The sequence below is a fragment of the Spiribacter halobius genome (assembly GCF_020883455.1).
GTDB lineage: Bacteria > Pseudomonadota > Gammaproteobacteria > Nitrococcales > Nitrococcaceae > Sediminicurvatus > Sediminicurvatus halobius.
This window is the reverse complement of sequence record NZ_CP086615.1, coordinates 3,938,901-3,958,522: the sequence shown is the minus strand read 5'-3', so window position 1 is coordinate 3,958,522 and position 19,622 is coordinate 3,938,901. Positions and strand designations below refer to the sequence as shown.

The 19,622-nt window shown below is 70.8% G+C and carries 13 protein-coding genes; 6 read left to right on the top strand and 7 right to left on the bottom strand.

The genetic code is table 11. The annotated features are described in order from the left end of the window. Positions 1 to 133 precede the first annotated feature (133 nt). From LMH63_RS18355 to LMH63_RS18345, 3 genes are all read left to right on the top strand, one after another. Positions 134 to 991, top strand: coding sequence for an HTD2 family dehydratase (locus LMH63_RS18355; protein ID WP_109675217.1), 858 nt, complete (start codon positions 134 to 136; stop codon positions 989 to 991). Between the two features lies 1 nt (position 992). Further along, positions 993 to 1,871, top strand: coding sequence for an HpcH/HpaI aldolase/citrate lyase family protein (locus LMH63_RS18350; RefSeq protein ID WP_229332661.1), 879 nt, complete (start codon positions 993 to 995; stop codon positions 1,869 to 1,871). A gap of 181 nt (positions 1,872 to 2,052) precedes the next feature. Beyond that, positions 2,053 to 2,925, top strand: a complete 873-nt coding sequence (locus LMH63_RS18345; protein ID WP_109675215.1) for a TrmB family transcriptional regulator — start codon at positions 2,053 to 2,055, stop codon at positions 2,923 to 2,925. Between the two features lie 29 nt (positions 2,926 to 2,954). Here LMH63_RS18345 and LMH63_RS18340 read toward each other — a convergent pair whose 3' ends face one another. The 4 genes from LMH63_RS18340 to LMH63_RS18325 form a co-directional block, all read right to left on the bottom strand. Further along, positions 2,955 to 5,156, bottom strand: a complete 2,202-nt coding sequence (locus LMH63_RS18340) for an acetate--CoA ligase family protein (RefSeq protein WP_109675213.1) — start codon at positions 5,154 to 5,156, stop codon at positions 2,955 to 2,957. A gap of 12 nt (positions 5,157 to 5,168) precedes the next feature. After that, the gene (locus LMH63_RS18335; RefSeq protein WP_109675211.1) at positions 5,169 to 6,704 is read right to left on the bottom strand and encodes an acyl-CoA carboxylase subunit beta; all 1,536 of its coding nucleotides are present in this window, start codon (positions 6,702 to 6,704) and stop codon (positions 5,169 to 5,171) included. Positions 6,705 to 6,722: 18 nt separating this feature from the next. Continuing rightward, positions 6,723 to 7,799: a mandelate racemase/muconate lactonizing enzyme family protein gene (locus LMH63_RS18330; protein ID WP_109675208.1), complete on the bottom strand. Its 1,077-nt coding sequence runs from the start codon at positions 7,797 to 7,799 to the stop codon at positions 6,723 to 6,725. Between the two features lie 161 nt (positions 7,800 to 7,960). Next, complete coding sequence (locus LMH63_RS18325; RefSeq protein ID WP_109675206.1) at positions 7,961 to 8,704, bottom strand: SDR family NAD(P)-dependent oxidoreductase; 744 nt, start codon at positions 8,702 to 8,704, stop codon at positions 7,961 to 7,963. A 192-nt stretch (positions 8,705 to 8,896) separates the two neighbouring features. On the opposite strand from LMH63_RS18325, the gene LMH63_RS18320 reads away from it, so the two are divergent. Then, on the top strand, positions 8,897 to 9,664 hold the full coding sequence (locus LMH63_RS18320; RefSeq protein WP_109675204.1) for a sulfite exporter TauE/SafE family protein: 768 nt from the start codon (positions 8,897 to 8,899) through the stop codon (positions 9,662 to 9,664). Between the two features lie 198 nt (positions 9,665 to 9,862). Here the strand turns inward: LMH63_RS18320 and LMH63_RS18315 are convergent, their stop codons facing one another. Together LMH63_RS18315 and LMH63_RS18310 are read right to left on the bottom strand one after the other, a co-directional pair. After that, a complete protein-coding gene (locus LMH63_RS18315) occupies positions 9,863 to 10,378 on the bottom strand; it encodes a hypothetical protein (protein ID WP_109675203.1) in 516 nt (171 codons plus the stop codon). A 150-nt stretch (positions 10,379 to 10,528) separates the two neighbouring features. Continuing rightward, positions 10,529 to 17,110 carry a CHAT domain-containing protein gene (locus tag LMH63_RS18310; protein ID WP_109675201.1) on the bottom strand — a complete coding sequence of 2,194 codons (6,582 nt, stop codon included), beginning with the start codon at positions 17,108 to 17,110 and terminating at the stop codon, positions 10,529 to 10,531. Between the two features lie 309 nt (positions 17,111 to 17,419). Here LMH63_RS18310 and LMH63_RS18305 point away from each other — a divergent pair, with 309 nt between their 5' ends. After that, complete coding sequence (locus LMH63_RS18305; protein ID WP_158280257.1) at positions 17,420 to 18,046, top strand: RNA polymerase sigma factor; 627 nt, start codon at positions 17,420 to 17,422, stop codon at positions 18,044 to 18,046. A 41-nt stretch (positions 18,047 to 18,087) separates the two neighbouring features. Here the strand turns inward: LMH63_RS18305 and LMH63_RS18300 are convergent, their stop codons facing one another. Beyond that, complete coding sequence (locus LMH63_RS18300) at positions 18,088 to 18,516, bottom strand: hypothetical protein (RefSeq protein ID WP_109675197.1); 429 nt, start codon at positions 18,514 to 18,516, stop codon at positions 18,088 to 18,090. Between the two features lie 368 nt (positions 18,517 to 18,884). On the opposite strand from LMH63_RS18300, the gene LMH63_RS18295 reads away from it, so the two are divergent. Beyond that, complete coding sequence (locus LMH63_RS18295; protein WP_109675195.1) at positions 18,885 to 19,595, top strand: hypothetical protein; 711 nt, start codon at positions 18,885 to 18,887, stop codon at positions 19,593 to 19,595. Positions 19,596 to 19,622 lie beyond the last annotated feature (27 nt).

Here is a 19,622-nt window from a genome sequence, read left to right as displayed (position 1 = left end):
CGGTTCGGATGGATACTAGGCATTGGTAGTCTCACTTGCAACCACTAACGCCCTCGACTAGCCTCTGCCGCGTCCCCGGCGCCGCCCGGCCGGCGCCATACCGCAGCAGTGGCAAGCCCACGGGAGAGTGATCATGGCCCTGGATACGGCGCACCTCGAGCAGTGGATCGGCAGGACCGAGTCCGCCACGGAGCAGCTGGAGCGCTGGCCGGTGACCGCCCTGCTCGCCGCCCTGGACAGGCCGCCCGAGGACTGGCCTGCCACCGGCGACCCGATCCCGCCCACCGCTCACTGGACCTATTTCGTGCCCCGGGTCCGCCAGAGCCGGATCGGCGCGGACGGGCACCCCGAGCGCGGCGACTTCCTGCCGCCGATACCGCTGCCCCGGCGCATGTGGGCCGGCAGCCGCATCCGCTACCTGGCGCCGCTCACCCTGGGCGAGGACGTGACCCGCACCGCCACCGTCAAGAGCGTGACCACCAAGGAGGGCCGCAGCGGTCTGCTGGCGTTCGTGACCGTCGAGTACAGCTATGCCGGCGCCGCCGGCCCGGCGCTGGTCGAGGAACAGGACCTGGTCTACCGGGAGAACCCGCCGGCCGATGCGCCGCCGCCGCAGCCGAGGCCTGCGCCCGCCGATGCCGCCTGGAGCCGCGAGATCCATCCCGACGAGCCGCTGCTCTTCCGCTACTCGGCGGTCACGTTCAACGCCCACCGCATCCACTACGATCAGCCCTACACGACCGAGGTCGAGGGCTATCCGGGGCTGATCGTCCACGGCCAGCTCATTGCCACCTTCCTGCTCGACGCCTGGCGGCGCGAGCACCCGGAGCGGCAACTGGAGAGCTTCTCGTTCCGGGCCATGAGCCCCCTGTACTGCGGCGCGCCCTTTCACGCCGAAGGCCGGCCGGGCGAGGCCGAGGGCGAGTCGGCGCTCTGGGCGCGCACCGCGGAAGGCGGACTCGCCATGCAGGCGGACGTCACCTGGAGTTAACATGATGTCGACCACCGCCAGACCCCGCCGCAGCGTCCTCTACATGCCGGGCTCCAACGCCCGCGCCCTGGACAAGGGCCGCACCCTGGCCGCCGACGCCCTGATCCTCGACCTCGAGGACGCCGTTTCCCCCGAGGCGAAGACCGACGCGCGGGATCAGGTCCTGGCGGCGGTCGCCGCCGGCGGCTATGGCCACCGCGAGGTCGCGATCCGGGTCAACGGCCTGGACACGCCCTGGGGCCATGCCGACCTGGCCGCCGTCGCCGGCTCCGGCGCCGATGCCGCAGTGCTACCCAAGGTCGAGAGCGCCGACGCCGTGCGCCGGGCCGATGCCGTCCTGCGCGCCGCCGGTGCCCCCGAGGATCTGGCGATCTGGTGCATGATCGAGACCCCGCGGGGCGTGCTCCACGCCGAGGAGATCGCCGACGCCCATCCCCGGCTGGCGGTGCTGGTGATGGGCACCTCCGACCTTGCCAAGGATCTGCACTGCGCCCACACCCAGATGCGCCTGCCCCTGCTGCACAGCCTCTCCCGGTGCCTACTCGCGGCCCGCGCCGCCGGGCTCGCCATCGTCGACGGCGTGCACCTGGACCTGAACGACGAGGCCGGCTTCCGCCGCGCCTGCGAGGACGGCCTCGCCCTCGGCTTCGACGGCAAGACCCTGATCCACCCGAAGACCATCGCCACAGCCAACGAGGTGTTCGCCCCGGACGCCGACACGGTGGCCTGGTCCCGGCGCGTCATCGAGGCCCACGAGGCGGCGGCGCGCCGCGGCGAGGGGGTGGTGCTGCTGGATGGCAAACTCATCGAGAACCTGCATGTCGAGGATGCGCATCGCATCGTCGCGCTTGCGGAGGCCATTGAGCGCAGGGGGGAGTGACCGGCCGTGACATGCCAGGCACGGCCCTGCGGCTGGCGACCGTCATCGCGCTGCACCAGGCGTCGGGGACCACGGCCTCATGTCACACGCGCGCGGAAAATCGATGCTTCCTTAAGCGGGCAGGGGAGATGCAGTACCCTAAGCGGAGGCTCGCGCGCCGCTGACACCGCCGGAGGGAGTCTTGGCCAGCAAACTGCGATTCAAGGAAAGCGTACCCGGGGATCTCTCCCGGGAGCTGCAGCGGCTCGGCTTCACCGACTACGAAGCCAAGATCTACATCCAGCTGCTGCGCACCAACCCCGTCACCGCCTACGAGCTGAGCAAGGCCTCCGGCGTGCCACGGGCCAATGCCTATCATGCCCTGCAGAGCCTCACCCGCAAGGAGGCGGTGCAGCCGGTGAGCGAGGACCCGGTGCGCTTCGTGCCGGTGCCGCCGGAAGTCCTGCTGGAGGGTATCGCGAGCTCCACCCAGCGGCTCTGCGACCGCCTCGCCGAAGACCTGCGCGGCGTCGGTGGCCCGGAGGATACCCACTACGTGTGGACCATCTCCGGCGAGGCCGCGGTCGAGGAACGGGTCACGCAGATGATCCGCGGCGCCGAGAGCAGCATCTGGATCAAGGCCCAGGCCGCCTCCCTGCGGCACCACGAAACCGCTCTGCGGGAGATGGCTGCCCGCGGCGTGGAGATCCTGGTGATCCTGTTCGGCGACGCGGCTGAGGAGTTCCGCTTCGGCGACAACGTGCGCGTGTTCCTGCACGAGAGCAACGGGCGCACCATCGGCACGGCGGACAACCTGTTCACCATCACCGTCGACCATGAGCAGCTGCTCACGGCCAATGTCGCCGGCAAGGTATTCGCGTCCTATACCCGCAATCGCCCCATCGTGATTACGGCGGAGTCTCTCATCCGCCACGACTACTACCTCGCGGAGATCATGGCCCGCTTCGGCGAGGAGATCGACGCCGCCTTCGGCCCCCACCTGCAGCGGCTGCGCGAGGCCTGCTTCACCCCCGAGCAGCTGGAGCGCTTCCACCGGCAGGTGAATCTCGGCTGAACGCCTCCGGCCCCCCGGGGCGGTGGCGCTCAGTGGTCGGGGCTGGCGCCGGCCGCGAGGCGTTCCTCCATCTGCTGGACCTGGGCCAGCGCATCGGCGGCGTTCGTCACCTCGTCATACACCGGAATGCCCACGGCCAGCGCCCGCTCGCGGTACTTGCGCTTGATGTCGTCCAGTTGCGGCGAACCGTCGGAACGCAGGACGAGCAGGAAATGGGCGCGGCCCGGGTGTCGGGTCTGGGAGTGTTCCGCCACCTGGATCAGATTGTCCACGGGATCGCTGTCGCCGCGGCCGACGAAGGCCGCCAGGTTGAGATGCATGACGATGGCGTCGGGCTGGCTGGTGGCGTACACCCGGTCCAGGATCTCGCCGGCGACCCAGCCATCCTGCTGCTGCAGGGTGGCCACCGGCGTGTCGATGGGGTTGGCCACGCTGGTCCCCGGCGGGAGTGCCAGCGCCTCCAGGCTCTCGCGGGTCGCGGCCTCGAAGGGCCGGATGTCGAGGCCGCGCTCGGCGAAGTAGTCGGTGGCGAGCACCCCGGTACCGCCGCCGTTGCCGAACAGGACCACGTTCCGGGTCGGGCGCTGCGGCCGCAGGGTCAGGTTCTGGAACGCCAGCAGCGCGTCGATGAAGGTCTCCAGCGAGCTGACCATGGTGCACGGCGTCTGCCGGCAGAGCGCCTCCCAGGCGCGCTGATCGCCGGCGAGCGCACCGGTGTGCGAGGCCGCGGCGGCATTGCCCTGAGCCGAACGCCCGCCCTTGAGGATGACCACCGGCTTGCCCGCGCGCTGCGAGCGCAGCAGCCGGAACAGCCGCTGGCCGTCGCGGATGCCCTCGAGGTAGAGGCCGATGACCCGGGTCTGGGGATCGGCGAAGTAGTACTCCAGCAGGTCCACCGGGCCGATGTCGGCGCTGTTGCCGACGGTGACCACCCCGCTGAAGGTCAGCCCCCGCCACTGGCCGCGCTTGATGATGTCCGTGCCAAGGCCGCCACTCTGGGAGATGACGCCGACGCTGCCCACCGTCTCCGGCGGGTTCACCGGAAAGGTGACGCGCCCGCGGGGCGAGTACAGGCCGAGGCAGTTCGGCCCGATGACCCGCACGCCGCCCGCGCGGGCGGCCGCCACCAGCTCCTGCTCCAGCGCCTCGCCTTCCGGCACTTCGGCGAAGCCGCTGGAGAGGACCTGGGCGAATCTGACCCGCCCGGCGGCGCCGGCGAGCACCTCGGGCACGCGGCTGGCGCCGAGGGCGATGTAGGCGTAGTCGATGGGCTCGGGTGCCTCGGCGAGGCTCGGATAGGCCTTCAGGCCCTCGATCTCCCCGGCCTTCGGGTGGATCGGGTAGAGCCCGCCGGCGTAGCCGAAGTCGCGCATGCGGCGGATGAACGTGTTGGCCATGGTCGCGCTGGAGGTGGACGCGCCGAGGACGCCGATGGCCTTGGGCTCGAACAGGGGTGTGAAGCGCTCGAGCACGGTCGCGGCGTCCTCCGGCCCGGGCATGCTGGCCGGCTGCCCGGCAGGGGGCGCGTCGGCGCGCAGGATGAAGCGCGCGTCCGCGGCCACGGCGCCGGTGCGGGAGACGATCAGCGGGTTGACGTCCACCTCCTGCAGCTCGTCGCCGCTCTGCATCAGGAGCCCTTCGGGCCCGCCGAGACGCAGCAGCACGTCGACGATCGCCTCCCGGCTCGCCGGCGGGCCGCCACGCGCGCCGTCGAGCACGGCAGCGCCGCGCAGCTCGTCGAGCATCGCAAAGGCGTCGTCGCGGGTGACGGGGCAGATGCGGAAGGCGACATCCTGCATCACCTCGACGAACACGCCACCGAGCCCGACCATGAGCAGGGGGCCGAAGTACGGATCGCGCACGGCGCCGACCACCAGCTCCTGACCGGCGGGCAGCATCTCCTCCACCAGGTAGCCCTCGACCCGTGCCGAGCGAATCCCGAGTTGCCCGGCCATGGCGCGCATCGCGCCTGCGACGGCGTCGGCGTCCGCGAGATCGAGCGCGACGCCCCCGACGTCGCTCTTGTGCAGGATGTCCGGCGAAACCACCTTCACCACGAAGGGGCCTTCACGGCCGACGAGGGCGTTCGCCACTTCGTCCGGGCCATCCACCACCACCGACCACGGCGTCTGCACGCCGAAGCGGTCGAGCAGCCGCTTGCCCGCGGCCTCGCTCAGGGCACTGCGGCCGGCACGGCGTGCCGCTGCGATCGGGTCCAGGGTCTCGGTCATGGCTCGCGGTCCTCAGCTGCTGGTGGGCCAGGTCTGCATCAGATGCTGGCCGAGGCCGCCGCTGCGCCGCCGCCGGTGGACGTCGAACATGCGGATCAGGTAGTCCCGCGTCTCCTGGGGCTTGATGACGTCGTGGGCGGAGAAGATCGACGCCATGTCCCAGACCTCGATGTCCTTCTGGATCTCGGCCAGGGCGTCGTCGAAGCCATCGTCCCCCGGGGCGAGGCCGTGGACGATGCGGGTGGCGAACACCGGGTCCATGAAGCTGATCTCGGCGGTGGGCCAGGCCACCATCTCGTCGTTGTGCTCGCCGCCGCCGAGGGCGACGTAGGCGCGGCCGTAGGCCTTGCGCACCAGCACCGTGATCTGGGGCACGGTGGTCAGGCAGGTGGCGTTCATCAGATTCATGATGTGCCCCGGGGCGCCCTTCTTCTCCGCGCCGGTCCCGACCACGAAGCCGGGGGTGTCCATGAAGCGGACCATGGGGATGTTGAAGGAGTCGCAGAGCACGGTCATGTCGATGAGCTTGCGGATCGCCTCCACCGACATGGCGCCGCCGCCCACCATGGGGTTGTTGGCGATGATGCCCACCGGTCTGCCGCCGAGGCGGGCCAGGGCCGCGATGGCGGGCTTGCCGAAGCGCGGCTTGAATTCGAACAGGCTCCCCGTGTCGAAGATCACCTCCAGGATCTTCTTCATGTCATACACCTGGGTGCGCTTCTCGGGGAGGATGTCCAGGATCTCGTTCTGGCGATCCCCCGAGCCGGCGGGCACGTCCGCCTCCGGCGGCAGCTCCGAGCTGTTGTTCGGCATGTAGCCGAGGAAGCGGCGGATCTCCTGCATCGCCTCCTCGTCGGTGTTCACGAAGCGGTCGATCAGCCCGGTCATGTCCGCATGGATGCGCCAGCCGCCGAGATCCTCGGGGTCGACCTTCTCGCCAATGGCCATGGAGACCAGGCCCGGACTGGAAACGGACATCACCGAGCCCTTCTTCATCACGGCGAAGTCCGAGCAGCAGGCGAGCCAGGCTGAGGAGCCGAAGGAGGTGTCCAGCGCCGCGGCGGCCCACGGGTTGGTGCGGATGCGCCGGAACTGCGTGACGTCGTTGCCGAGCATCGCGCCCATGCCCTTCGAGCCCATGGCATCGGGCAGGCGGGCCCCGGTGGACTCGCCCACATGCACGAACGGAATGCCGCGCTCCATCGCGACCTTGCGCATATGGCCGAGCTTCTTGGAGTTGGTGGCGCCGGTGGAGGCCCCCTTGACCGTGAAATCGTTGACGCAGACGGCGACATCGCGCCCGTCGATGCGCCCGTACCCCGTGAGCTTGCCATCCCGGGGCGTCTTCGCCGGATCCAGGCCGCCGCCGGCGGCGGTGCCGAGCAGACCCACCTCGATGAAGCTGCCCGAGTCCACCAGCGCCGCCAGGCGCTCCTCGGCGTTCAGGCTGCCCCGCTCCCGGCGCCGGGCCAGCTTCGCCTCGCCGCCCATCGCGCGGGCGTTCTCCCGCCGGCGGTCCAGCTCCTTCATCAGCTCGTCGTGTGCCATGGTCCTCTTCCGTTCGCTCTATGGCCTGCCGAATAGCAGGCTCTGGGTGGTGCTCGTCTCCAGGGCGTCGGCATCGATCGCCGGCCGATAGCCCGCCGGCAGGATCACGGCGCCGTCCGCGAAGGTGAGCGGTGGCGACAGCAGGCCGCCGGTGGGCTTGAGGAAGCCGTTGAACTCGCCGGCATTGCGGATGGTGTCCCGGGCGACGCAGGCCTCCATCCAGCTGGTGATGTCGCTGCCGAGGCCGTCGCCGAGCACCGGCTCCATGCCGTGCGCGCGCACCGCCTCGAGGCTGCGGTGCAGCGCGGCCATGCTGCCGAATCGCTTGAGCTTGAGCTTGCACAGGCGAACGCCCGGCATGTCTCCGGCCCGGCGGATGTCATCGAGGGTGCAGATCGGCTCGTCGAGCATCAGCGGGACGGTGGACACGCGGGCCACGGCGCCGTTGGCGTCCCAGTCCTCGGCGGCGCAAGGCTGCTCGAAGAGCTCGATGCCGGCGGGGTCGAGGGCAGCGGCGAAGCGGCAGCCCTGCTCCCTGTCGAAGGCACGGTTGGCATCGAGACGCAGAGTGGCGCGCCCGGGCACCGCGGTCTGGATCGCGGCCACCCGGGCCAGATCCGCGTCCACATCCTTGCCTACCTTCACCTTGAAGGTACGGAAGCCCCGCGCCAGAAGCTGCTCCACCTCGGCGGGGATGGCGTCGATATCCGTTGCGTTCACCGGGACCAGCAGCGGCAGCTGCGCGCGCTCGCGCACGTCGATCAGCGGCGTGCCACTGAGCACTTCGAGGGCTGTCGCGAAGGCGCTGGCCGCGACCTTGCTCTCCTCCTGACGGCTCGCGACAACGCGTTCCGCTGCGGTGACCGGCAGCCCCACCAGGGCCTCCGCAAGCGCCTGGCTGAAGGCCCAGGCGCCGTCACGGGTCTCCGCGCTGGAGCCGGGCGAGACATGGCCATCGCCGAAGCCGACGGCGCCGTCGCCCGTGCGGATCTCGACGTAGAAGGGCTCGAACTCCTCGAACGTGCGGTAGGAAAGGCGGTACGGGACCTCCAGGGGGAGGCGCAGCCAGCGCAGGTTGATCGAGCTGATATTCATGCGGATCTCTCGCTCCGTCCGGGCTCCTTCTGGCGGGCGCCGGTGTTATGGCCACCGGTTCTTACGGGAGCCTTGGGGGAGCCTATCGCGAGAGTAGTTGCTATGACAACCACCCTCGGGAAGGCGGAGCAAGCCAGCGCGTCAGGCCGTGGCCCCGCGGGTCAGGTGACCACGCCGCCGTTGATCTGCAGCAGCTGCCCGTTGATGAAGCCGGCCCGGTCCGAGACCAGGAAGTCGATGGTGGCGGCGATGTCGGCGGGGGTACCGAGGCGCCCCGCGGGGTTGGTCGCCAGCAGCTGGCGCAGCTTCTCGTCTGCGGCGATGTCCGTTCCCTCGTCGACGATGGTGCCCGGGGAAAGGATATTCACGGTCACGCCCTTCGGCCCGAATTCCTTCGCCAGGGACTTGGTGAGACCGAGGGCGGCATGCTTGGCCACCGTGACGTGGGGCTTGCCGGGATAGCCCTCCTGGGCGTTCATGCCGGTGAAGTTGATGATCCGCCCCCAGCCGCGCTCGATCATGCCGGGGAGGCAGGCCCGGGACAGCCAGAACGCTGCCTTGAAGTCGATGTTGAATACCCGCTCCCACTCCGCCTCGCTGACCTCGAGGAAGCCGGCGCTGGGGCGCACGGCGGCGTTGTTGACGAGCACGTCGATGGTGCCGAACTCGCGCAGACCCGCCTCGGCGACGGCCATGGCCGCGTCGCGCTCGCCGACGTTGCCCATGGCCACCGCAGCCCGTCCGCCGCCGGCGCGGATCTCCTCGGCCACTGCCTCGCACTCCGCGGTCTTGCTCGAGCCATTGACCACGATGTTGAAGCCGCTGGCGGCCAGCGTGAGCGCCGTGGCGCGGCCGCTCTTGCGGCCGGAGCCGGTGATCAGTGCCGTGCGCGTACCCGGTTCCATAGTCTGTGCTCCCTTGCATAAGGTCGATTGCCGGAGAGGGCCGGGGCTGCGGCCGGGTGGCGTCTCGCCCGGCACGTCTCCCGGTGATACGCTCCCCGGATAACTGTCAACTGTAGACCTTTCAGTTGCCCCAGCGCGAGCGCCTGACCGTCCCGGCACCGGGCCGGCGCGACTGTGGCAGCATCGGCGCCCATGCTGGACACCTTCCTCACCACCCTTCACCCCGGCCTCACAGCCGGGGCCACGGCCGGACTCCTTTTGCTGAGCCTGCTCGGCTCGTTCGTCTCCGCGGCCTTCGGCGCCGGCGGCGGCGCCCTGCTGCTGGTGGGCATGACCCTGTGGCTGCCGATTACCGCGGCGATTCCGCTGCATGGCGTGATCCAGCTCGGCTCCAACGCCGGGCGCATGGGCGTGATGCTGCCGCACGTGCAGTGGCCGCTGTTCGGTGCCTTTGCCGTCGGCGCGGTGATTGGCGTGGTGGCCGGCTCGCAGCTGCTGGTGGAGTTGCCCGAGGGCTGGGTGGAGGCGCTTCTCGGCGCCTTCATCCTGTATTCGTTGTGGGGCCGGATGCCGCTGCCGCCGCGGGGCAATCGCGGCATCACCGTCGCGGTGGGAGCGGTGACCAATGCCCTGACCCTGCTGGTGGGGGCGACGGGGCCGCTGGTGGCGGCGTACTTCCGGACACTGCACCTCCACCGGCTGCGGCATGTCGCGACCTTCTCGGCGTGCATGATGCTGCAGCACTCGCTGAAGATCGCCGCCTTCGGCGCCCTCGGCTTCGCGTTCGGGGACTATGTCGTCTTCCTGGCGGTGATGATCGGCGTCGGCTTCATCGGCACCCTGCTCGGGCGCGCCACCGTGCAGCGCCTGAATGATCAGCTGTTCCGCCAGATCCTGCGAATCCTGCTGACGCTGCTCTCCCTGCGCCTGCTCATCAACGGGCTGGCGGGGGCGCTGTGAGGGGGACGGACGCCGCCCGCGGCCGCTGAGCGGTGCCAGCCCGCATATCTCACCGACTCGCGAAGCGAGGGCGTGGAGATGGCGGGCAGGACAAGGTGTGGGGGAGAGTCCGGGTGCGCAGGCGTACTCGACCGTCCGGAGCTCTGGGCACGCGGCGGCTGATGAGCCGGCCGGCGGTTTGCCGGCGTGCAGCCTTCGTCAGAACAGCGTCACCCGCGGCATGCGGCAGGCGATGCTGCGGAGATCGACCCGATCCCAGCCTGCGGGCGTCGCCGCGCGCAGGCTGATGGTGAGCAGTGTCCGGCCCTGCCCCTGGCTGAGGCTGACGGAGCGCTCGCGCGCGGCGGTGGGGCGTTCCGTCGCGCCCTCATCGCCTCCCGCCTGCGCCTCCAGGGTCACCGCACACTCGACCGTCGCCCGGCCCCGCGGCCGGCTCTCCGCGGAGACCACCATGGTCAGGCTCACCTGGCAGCGATCGATACGGTCATGCGCGCCGCGCGAGCGCCGGCACTCGAGGCTGCCGTCTACGGCCACAGCCTCCATGAGCAGTGTGGTGTCCCGGTACTCCACCCGCCGCTCCGCCCGCGCCATGGCGAGCTCCGGCTCGCCCAGGCGCAGCGCGTCGCGGGACTGCGACCACACCGGCGGCGACTGCAGTCCCGGGACCACGGCAAATGTGAGGGCAAGAGCGAGGCTGATGCGAGGAAGCGGCAAATGTGTGCTCCTGCGGTCGATGACGGGCATGCCGATGCACTCTCGACAGCTCTGCGTCGCCGCGAGTTGCCGCGGACGTTCGAGACCACGTGGCCGGGACCGCCACCGGCCTCACCGCACTGTGGTGCACCCCCTGCAGACGTCCGCCGATCACGGTTTACCCAGCACCATGAAGCCGGACCAGGCTGCCGGATCCGCGAACTCGCCGTCCGCGAGCATGTCTCGCTGGGCGCCGGCGAGGGCTGCGTAGATATCGCCCCCCTGCCGCAGGCGTTCATAGAAACGCGTCATGAGCGCGGTCGTTGCACGATCGTCGACCCGCCACAGGCTCGCCACGACCGATGGCACCCCAGCGTGGGCGAAGGCCCGGGCCAGGGTGGCCACCTCCAGACCATCCGTGCCGATGCCGGTCTCGCAGGCGGAGAGTACCACTAGATCGGTCTCGGCCAGCTCGAGCGCCTGAATGTCGAGGACGTCGAGCCGCCGACCGCCGGCCAGCACCAGATGGCTGTTTGCCGGGTCCTGGTGGTCCAGCACGCCATGGGTGGCAAGATGCACATAGCGGCCCTCCGGGGCGCGGGTACTCAGCTGCTGGTAGGTCGCCTCCGATCCGGTGAGCAGCGTTCCGCTGCCGCCAAGCAGTGCGTGCACGCGCTGCGCCTCCGAGCGGGCGCCCGGCAGAGTGCCATCGGGGTCACCGACCACGAACGCCTCGGTGAGGAGGCTCGGGCTGTGCTGAAGGACCAGGCTCAGGTGGAACAGGCTTGGCAGCATGCCGATGGCATGGCGTTCGGCGACGAAACGCACGGCCTCCCCGCTACGCTCGCGCAGGGCAGCAAACGGCAGGTAGTAGAGGCTCCGGGAAGGCACGATCAGCACCCGATCGGCGTCCTCGAGCGCGAAGCGCACGGGGCGCAGCAGATGGTCGTACAGCCATTCAAGGTCTGCATCCACCAGCGCGTCATCCACCGCCGCGAGATCGGGAGCCGACAGGCCGCGGGCTTCGGATGGCAGTGCACCGAGCCGACCCACCCGCGCCGCCATCGCGCTGGTCACCCGGGTGACGCGCTCGCGAATCGCCTCGCGACCCACCTCCACCTGGGTGAGACGGGTACCTTCCCGAGTCACCACCTGGATGTGCAGACGTCTTCGGTCCGGGATGTACTGCACCACGGTGTGGCCGGGCTGCAGCTGGCGATGGAGCGCCGACAGCGCGCGCGGGTCGAGGGTGAGCATCTGATGCAGGCCCCGGTCCTCCCGTTCGAGCCGGGCGAGCAGGCGATCCCGGGCCCGCCGGCGCTCCTCCAGGCGGGCACGCAGTGATTGGGCACCGCCCTCAGTGTCTGCCGCTCGGGAGGCGGCAGTAGCGGGTCGCTGCGTGTCCCCGAGCTGGGCCTCGAGCTCCGAGATCTCGCCCTCCGCCGCCTGGATCCCGGCCAGCAGTCGGCCATCCATGCCTGCGCGCGGCGTCTCGGGTAACAGAATCTCGCGCTCCCGACGCAGGGTGCGCAGGTTCTCGCCGGTGAAGGCGATGTCGGCGAAACCGTTGTCCACCAGCAGCGAGGCAGCCTCGCCCCCGGCGTCATAGACCAGCAGGCCGCGATCCGTGCCCGCATAGATGCGACCGCTCGCGTCGCTCTCCACGGCATGCACGGTCCGCCCGCCGTACTGGCCAACGGCGACGTCATCGGGGAGCAGCCGATTGAGCCTTGCCGGATACTGCCAGCGCTGCTCGTGCCAGAGCAGGACGCCAGCGGCCGAGGGGAACACCCAGCTATCCTCGCTGACGCGGGCGCCGTCGCCGCCGAGCCAGACCTGTGGATGCGCGGCCGCGAGCGCGCTGTAACCGGGATCCCCGAGATCCGCGAACGCGGCGTAATCCCCTGCCTGCTCCCGACCGAAGCCGCGATGGCTGCCGACGATGGCGGTGTCCGGATCGATGGCGGTGTAGCCGGTGATGAACCAGTCCGCGCCGTAATCGCCCCACCCCGCACGCTCGAAGCGATCGCCGCGCAGGCGCAGGAGCCCGCCACTCAGTGCCACGCCGCGATGGCTGAGGTGGCGCTCGTTGGAGGCCACGGCCAGGATCTCGCCGTCCACGCTTTCGATGAGCCGCGAGATCATATGGCTGCGGGCAGGAAAGCGCTCCGCGTCCTGGAACCAGCTGAAACGCTCGAGCTCGCCGTCGTGGTAGCGGAACACGGTCGGGCCGGCGGCCGCCCAGATGGCGCCGTCGTTGCTCACCATGAGGTCCCGCAATGGGCCGCGCATCCAGTCCTCGGGGACCGTCTGCTCGGCACGGAATAGCTGCCGCGGGCGATTCTCACCCGGCGGATAGTGCAGCACGGCAAGGCCGTCGTTGGTGATCACGCCGCCGTCAGCCGTGGCAGCCAGCCGTGTGCTGCGTACCGTGTCGAAGGTCTGCACGCCCGCGCCGGGCTGCTGGTGGTCGACGTACCCGAGGCGATCGCCTTCGGCGACCAGGGTGAGGCCGGGCGCGTCCAGCGTCAGCAGATCGTGCACACGCCCCCGGGTGGCAATGCGGCTGCGCTCGGGCTCGAAGCCGTAAACCCCTTCGGTGGTGAGCAGCCAGCTGGCGCCGTCGCCGGACGCCGCGAGCCGCGGGCCCACGGTGCGTCCATCGCGCTCGTGAGCGAGCGGCAGCGACATGAAGTTGACCTGCAAACGATGGACGAAGGCCAGGCCGGTGTCCGTGAGCACCACGGGCAGCGTTCCCAGCGGTGCGACCTCGAGCCGGGCCAGACCGTGTATCCGGCGCTGGAAGCGGACCGCCTCCGCTCCCGGCAGGGCGGTCAGTCGACCCGTGCCGCCGAAATCCAGCGCCCGCAGGCGGTCGCCCTCGAGGACATGGATCAGCTCCGCCTCCAGGTCCAGCAGTGCCGCATCGACGGGGCGCTCCAGGAGTGTCCGCCAGTGCCCGCCATGACGGGCGGCCAGCCCCTCCGCCGTCCCCACCAGCAGGGTGTCCGCCGTGGTCTCGCCCGGCGGTGGCGCATCGAGGAAGCGGATATCCGCGTCCGCCACGGTTGCCGGTGGCGTGGACATGGCCGTGCCGTCCCAGCGCCGCAGACCGGCGGAGGTCCCGATCCACAGCGCACCATCCAGCGCGGCCAGGGCGGTCACCCGGCCCGAGGGCAGGCCATCGGAGCGGGTACGCCAGACCCGCGCACCCGAGTCGTAGTCGCCTTCCACGGCGAGCAGACCGTCCTCGGTGCCGATCCAGAGGGTGCCCGCCCGGTCCTCGGCCAGCGCCAGGACACTGGAGCGCGCGTCAAGGTCGGATCGCTCCAGCATGCTCGACATGCGCGCCTCGGCGGGGTTGAATCCGAACCACTCCCAATACCCGCGCCGCTGCACCGTCAGGCCCGCGCGAGTGCCGATGACCACGTCGCCGTTGCGGCGCACCAGCATCGCCCGGGCGTCGGCCTCGCGCATGGCCGGTGGCAGCACGCTGGCGCGCCCGAAACGCCGCCAGTGGGCGGGGTTGCCAAGCGCGTGGGTATCCAGCCAGGGCCGCTCCAGCCGGGCCGGCAGGCGGCCGGAGTCGCCGGCGGCCGGGGTGTCTTCGCCGCGCAGCGCGCGCCAGCGCTGTGCCTCGCGCCACAGCGCGTCCTCGTCGTCGGTCACGCCGTAGGGCCGCAGGTCCCGCAGGAGCGCCTGCCAGGCGTTGATCGCCTCGTGCACGAGCGGATCCGGCATCGCATGGGCGTCGCCGATACCCGTCTGCACCAGTCGACGCAGACGTTGCTCGGCAGCGGCGCCGTACCCGGGGTCGAGCCCCCGGTGGGCGGCCTCATGCCCCGCCAGCGCGAGCGCCGCCCGGCTTTCTGCCTCGGATCCGCGGGGGGCGCGCTGCAGGGCGGCGAACAGCCGCTCGTGTTCCGGATCCGAGTCATCGAGTGCCCGCGGCTCGCTGGCCTCGAGCGCGCGCTTGAGTGCGGCGATGCGCCCCTGCAGGGTCTGGAATGCCTGGGTGATCCGCAGCGTCAGCTCCGTCCCGGCAGCATCGCCCTCCTGGTCGCTGGCCTCCAGGGCGGCGATCCCGCCGTCATCGGCATACTCGATCCGCAGGCGGCCCACGCCTGCCACCTCGACCCGCGCGGGTCGGCCTCCGGCCGCGTAGCCGATGGTGACGGTGGGGTCTCGATCCGAGCGCAGGCGGGTGACGCGCCCCTCTGTGTAGTCGAGGGCGAGCCAGCGGCCGGCGGAATCCTCCACGCGGGCGAGCTGGAGCCGCTCGGGCTCGAAGTCGGCCCGCAGCCAGGCGCCGTTGCGCCGAAGCAGCGTCGTGCGGCCGGTGACCGGGTGATCGCTGCGGCGGGTAACGCTGCCGTCAGGGTCAATCAGATCCACGCTGGGCTGCTCGGCGTCGCTGACCAGCCGCACCCGCATGCGCTCGTCCCCCATGGCCGCCGCCCGCGCATCCTCGTACCAGTCGACATAGCGCTGACTCGGGCCGATGGCATTGCTGCGCACATAGTTGGCCTCGTACTCGCGCACGGCATCGCCGAGTTGACCGTAGGCCCGGCCCTCCAGCCCCGCGAGGCGCTCATGGTCCGCGACGCCGCGGCCGCGGGCTTGTTCGATCAGCGTCAGTGCCACCACCGGACTGCCGCCCCAGAGCACGTGCTTGTGGACCAGCTCCACGATCACCTCGGGGTCCATCGGCCGGCGCTCGAGGGTGCGTCGCCCGAAGCGCCAGGCCCGTGCGCCGAGCTCGGCGCCGTGCTCGGCGATCAGCTCGTGCAGCCGGCCGGGTCCGGGGTCCACGCGTGCGGCCGCGAGTGCGCTCTCGGCGGCCGCCGGGGCGTCGCCAAGGGCCTGATACAGCGGCACGGCCAGCTCATGATAGGTGACCGTGCTGCCGCCAAGTTCGCGGTAGCGCCGCAGGTCGGCGAGTGCCTCCTGCACCACCGCTTCTGCGGGCATCTGCCGCGCAGGGTTGGCATCGAGCAGGCGTGGCAGCAACAGGCGGACCTGCCGTGACTCGCCCCCGCTGCTAACGACTCCGTCGCGATAGGTACGCACCGTGGCCAGCGCCTCCTCCCAGTTCCCGGCTGCGGCGAGCGCCTGTGCCAGCCGGCCCACCGGCCAGGCGTGGTGCGGATTGGCGGTGGCGGCACGCCGCCAGACGGCGAGCCTGGCACCCTGCTCGCCGGCCCGCTCCGCCAGCTGCTCCCAGAGCTCGGCCTGCCAGGGATAGCGCGTCGCCAACGCGGTCAGCAGATCCGGCTCTCCCGGCTCGCGGGGCCGCTCGGCGGACCACCGGGCTGCCTGCCGTATGGCCCAGGTACTGGAGGGCGCCAGTGTGATCGCCCGGCGCAGCGTGTCCAGTGCACGTCCGGTCTGCCCAACGGTGTGCAGGGCCAGCGCGCGCTCCCGCCACATCCACGCGGACTCCGGGAACCGATCCACCGCGGCCGCGGTGACCGCCAGCATGCGCTCGTTGCGCTCCAGGGCACGCAGTGCCCCCGCCGCCGCCCAGTACGCTCGCGGCGGCAGCCCGGGTACCCCCTCCAGGGCCTGCTCGAAGGCGTTGACCGCCTCCCTATGCCGCCCGTCGCGGCGCAGCAGATCGATCAGCAGCGTCCAGTGACCCGGGTCGCGATCGCTCAGTGCTACGGCCTGCCGTGCGTGGGCGACGGCCTCGGCGAGTCGCCCGGCCTCGCGCTCGAGTCGGGCGCTCTCGGCGTGGACGCGGGGGGTGTCCGGAGCTTCGGCGAGCTCGTGGTCCAGGATCGCCCGGGCCTCGCCCAGGTCACCTTCGAAGCGTCGGGCGGCCGCCAGATAATGGTTGACGTCGCGCTCCCGCTCCGGGGCCAGACGGTGATAGCCGCGCATCAGCCGGTCCAGAAGCAGCTCGCCCCGCAACGGCTCGCCCAGCCGCGTGTCCGCGGCCAGCAGGCGATCCCAGTTGGTGTAGAAGGGGTACGCCTGCAGGGCCTTCATGGCCTCCTGGCGACTCTCGGCCATGTGCCCGAGCTCGTAGAGCCGGTTGGCGAGGTACATGCGAGCGCGCACGTCGTCCGGTTCCCGGCGCAGCCAGGCGCGGGCGAGGGCGACACGGTCCGATGCCGAGGGCCGTGGATTCGCCAGCCAGGCAGACAAGGCCTCTGCCGCTGGCGACCCTGCCGGGATTGGCCCGTTCGCCAGCGCCTCCTGCAGCGCGCCGCGCGCCGCCTCTCCGCGGTAGCGATCCCCGAGCAGCGGCCATACCAGCTGAAACTGTTGCGGCCAGCGGGCGATCGCGGCAATCCGGATCGACTGGGCCAGCGTGAGCTGACCGAGGTCCTCGGCGCTGCGTGCCACCAGATCGGCCGTCCACAGCGAGCTCGGGTCGCGGCGCTCGACGTCGGCGTAGCGCTCGATGACGAGATCCGCACGGCCGGCGTCCTCGAGGCGACGCATTTCGGGATAGGCACCGAGGGCCTGCACCCGTGCGGGCGGCAGGCGCCGTAGCGCCGACGCCAGGGTATCGGTACGCCGATGCATCGCCGTCCATGCCTGCGCGGCGAGGGGGTGTGGCGACTCGCGATCGAGCTCGGCCTCCAGCCGTGCGATCACGGTGGCGGGCTCGCCGCGCCAGAAGGGCTCGCGCCAGTGCGCCACCGCGTCGTCCCCGAAATCGGCCGCCGCGGCGCATTGCCCGAGCAGACCGGCGAGCAGAAGCCCCAGGGCGCCCAGGCGGCGGCGTGTTGGACTGAAGGTCATGCGGGTGGCACTCCTGGATGTCTGCAGCGGTTCGGGGAGGGACGGCCGACGTGAACGTTGGTCAGGCACTGACTTGCTGGCCGGCTGCCGGCTGCCGGCTGCGCGTTGGCGCTCCGTGCGCTTTCCGCGATAGGGTTCTCAGACGGTGCGGCAGCCGGTCGCATTTTCGTGACGTTTCGCCGGCCGAGGCTTGCGGGCGCGGCGACTCTGCGAAACAGTGCCGGAGATGGCAGTCAGCAGCCGGGGCTGCAGCCCGGTTCTTCCGGGCAAGAATCAATACCAAGAACAGTCTGGGAATCTGCAAGTGTGGTGACGGGACGCTTGGGGCGGCTACCGCTCACTCCGGGATCGGGCGAGGAGGCTCCCGATGAGGACGCCGCTCTGCTCGCTGCGCTGCAGGATGGTGATGATGCGGCGCGCCGGCAGGCGATCGAAGACCTCTACTTTGCCTACGCCGGCCGGTTCCAGGATTACTATCGCCGGCATGGGGCGTCATCCGCCGAGGCGGCGGACTGGACCCAGGACACCTTCATTCAGGTGCTGCGCCGGGCGGACACCGTCCGCGACCATCGCCGCCTGCGCGCGTGGCTGTGGACGACTGCACGGCACGTCATGATCGATGCGATCCGCCGGCGCCGCGGCACTTTCGCCCTGAGTGACGAGGTCGCGGAGCGGCTGGTGGATCCCGATGCGCCACCGCTCGAGCAGATCCAGCGCGATGAGCACCAGGACTGCCTCCGGCGGGAGTTCGAGCGGTTCGCGGAGGCTTTCCCGGACCGGGCGCAGTGCCTGATCTGGGCAGCCGTCGATGGCCTGTCCATGGTGGAGATTGGCGATCTTCTGAGCCGCACGCCCGGCGCCACCCGCGAATATCTCTCCCAGTGCCGCAAGAAGCTGCGCCCCTTCCTGGAGCGCTGTCAGGAGTCAGAGCCCTGAGATTCGGCGCAGACTCCTAGGGTGGGCTGAAGGGGCATGGGTTATGGCCTGCTGACCCGGATGCGGTAGCGCCCGGGCGCCTCCACCTCGGAGGCTTCGTCGCCGAGGCGGCGCTGGAAGGCCTCCAGGCATCCGGGTGCCACATCGGCCACCAGGGTTCGGGAGCCATCCGCTGCCGGTCGGTCCCGATCGGCCGCGCAGCCTGCCGACCTCAGGTCAGCCATGGTGTCTTCGATCCAGCGTTCCGGATCCGTGGCAGCCACCTCGATCGGCGTCCCCAGACCGCGGTAACGGATGGGATCCGTCGGCGCTGGCTGCTCCCCCCATGGCCCGATCACGATCACGGCTGCCGCGAGGCCGGCGGCGATGGCGCCCGGGAGGCTCCATCGGGGCCAGCGATGGCGCGGCCTGAGCAGGCCATCACGCTCGGCCCGGGCGAGAAGTCGGTCCAGTCCGGCCTGATCCGCCATGGCGCGCCGCTCGCGCTCCCGGGTCCGCAGCCTCTCCCCCAGGGGTTCCGGTGCATCGGGCCCGTCATGCCCGGCGGCTCCCGCACGCGGCCGAGAGCCGGCGGACAGTCGTCTCCACCAGCTATCGGCAGTCATGGGTCGATTGTCGTCGTGGTTGTTGGCGCTGCATGCCGGATGCCACCGATCTCGGACCTCTCCGCTGGGTGGGGACGCGCGCGCCCGCGCAACGTCAGGCCAGCGCAGATGATCCTGCGGCAATCGGAGTGCTGTCGAGCGGCCTGACAGTTCTGTCGGTGCCGCGTCACACCGCCGGCACGCGCCGACTGTGCGCGGTGCTGAACCCAACGCCCATCTCGAGGTGCGAAAGTATGAAGACTGTGACATTCCGGCGGGCTCTCGTGCTGAGCCTCCCCCTGCTGATGACTGGCCTCGGCGGCCTGGCGCTGGCCGACCAAAGTGGCACCAATGTCGCCGATGACAAGCCCGACGGCTCGGCCTCGGCCGAGGTGCGGGCCCTGACGCTGGCAGACGAGCTGGCCCTTTACGGCATCGAACAGGGCGACGCGATGCTCGTGGTCCAGGCCGCGCGCATCAAGGCCGGTATCGACACGCGCTCGCTGGACGTGGCCGCTGACAGCAGCGGCGGCGGCGAGGCCGGCGATGACAAGGACGAAACCCTGGATCTCTCCGTCTCGGCGCTGCTGGACCGCGCACAGGTGCTGGCCGGGGGCGACGAGCAGGTCATGGCCATCGTCGACGAGGTGCGGGATTCCGGCACCACGCGGGGCCGCTCGGGCGGCGCGGCGGCTGGCAACTTCCGCGTGCTGGCCCGCTCCACGGACGTGTTCAACAACGTCTACTTTGACGGCGGGCGTACCGCGTCGGTCAGTATTCGTGGTGACGGCGACACCGATCTCGACCTCTACGTCTATGACGAGAACGGCAACGAGATCTGTGCGAGCGTGAGCTACAGCGATCGCGAGACCTGCACCTGGCGGCCCCGCTGGACCGGACCGTTCCGGATCGAAGTGGCCAATCTGGGCGGCGTCTGGAACGGCTATCGCATGGTCACCAACTGATGTCCCCGCTGCCCGGGCGCCGACGCG